We start from the raw sequence: 1,475 nt of genomic DNA, 5'->3' as shown, positions 1-1,475 counted from the left end.
GCGTCGACGCCACACGCTCGACAGCCGTGTCGTTCCACTCCACCAACACCCGACGCCGCTCCGCCGCGTCCAGCACACCGATCGCACTCAGCGGCAGCTGCGGATCGGCGGCCACCATGGCCAGGACTCGCACGAGGCGCTCGGCCAGTCGTTCGACCGTCTCCGCTTCGAACAGGTCCGCCGAGGCGACGAGTCCGCCGTACAGCCCGGCCGGAGAACCGTCGGTGTTGAAGGCCTCGCCGAGGCCGATCTCCAGGTCGAACTTCGACCGCACCCCGGTGGACAGCGCCGCGCCTCCGGTTCGCGCATCGCCGAGGTCCAGCGCCGCCGGCTGGTTGTTCTGCAGCGTGAGCGAGACCTGGAAGAGCGGGTGCCGGGCCAGCGATCGCGCCGGCGCAAGCTCCTCCACCAGCTTCTCGAATGGCACCTCCTGGTGGGCGAAGGCGGAGAGCCCCGCCTCCCGGACACGGGCAATGACGTCGGAGAACGTCGGGTCGCCGGACAGGTCCGTGCGCACCACCAGGGTGTTGATGAAGAAGCCGACCAGGTCATCCAGCGCCTCGTCCGTACGGCCGGCGTTGACCGCGCCGATCGGGATGTCGGTGCCGGCGCCGAGACGGTTGAGCAGGACGGCGAGGGCCGACTGCAGCACCATGAACACCGTCGCGCCCTCGGCCCGCGCCAGCTCCGCCAGCCTGGCGTGGACATCCGCCGGCACCTGCAGCGGTGCATCGTGCCCGCGGTGCGTGGAGACAGCGGGACGAAGGTGGTCGGTCGGGAGGTCCAGCTCCTCGGGGATTCCCGACAGCGTCTCCTTCCAGTGCGCGACCTGGCCGGCCATCAGGCTGTCGGCGTCGTCCGCGTCGCCGAGCAGCTCGCGCTGCCAGAGCGCGTAGTCCGCGTACTGGACCGGCAGCGGCTCCCACTCGGGCGCCCGGCCCGCGCTGCGCGCCGCGTAGGCGGTCGACAGGTCCCGCGCCAGCGGCGCCGTCGACCAGCCGTCGCTGACGATGTGGTGCAGGACGACGACCAGCACCGGATCGGCACCGCCCTCCGTCTCGAACAGCCAGGCGCTGATGGGCATTTCGCAGGTCAGATCGAAGACATGCCCCGTTGCCCGCTCGACCTCGCCCTCCAGGTCCGCCGGCGCCACCGGGACGACCGTGACCTCCCACTCCAGCTCCTCGACTCCGAGGATCCGCTGGTAGGGCTCACCGTCGACGGCCGGGGACACGGTGCGCAGCACCTCGTGCCGCCCGATCACGTCGCGGAACGCGGCGTTGAGCGCCTCTCGGTCGGTGTCACCGGACAGTCGGAGCACCACCGGGATGTTGTACGAGGCGCTCGACTCCTCCAACTGGTTGATGAACCAGAGCCTTTGCTGTCCGTAGGAGAGCGGGAGGCGGTCGGGGCGGGGCATCGCCGTGAGCGGGGTGCGGGCCGTGTCGGCGCCCGCGAGCCGGGCAGCGAGCCCG

The 1,475-nt window shown here is 71.4% G+C and carries 1 protein-coding gene; it reads right to left on the bottom strand.

Annotated features, from left to right (window positions below):
• Positions 1–1,475, bottom strand: a 1,475-nt coding sequence (locus ACIG5E_RS39465; protein WP_396542152.1) for a condensation domain-containing protein, incomplete at both ends; no start/stop codon positions are given.

It is taken from the genome of Kitasatospora sp. NPDC053057 (genome assembly GCF_044546945.1).
GTDB lineage: Bacteria > Actinomycetota > Actinomycetes > Streptomycetales > Streptomycetaceae > Kitasatospora.
The sequence above is the reverse complement of the archived record's forward strand: the minus strand, read 5'-3'. Positions and strand labels throughout refer to the sequence as shown.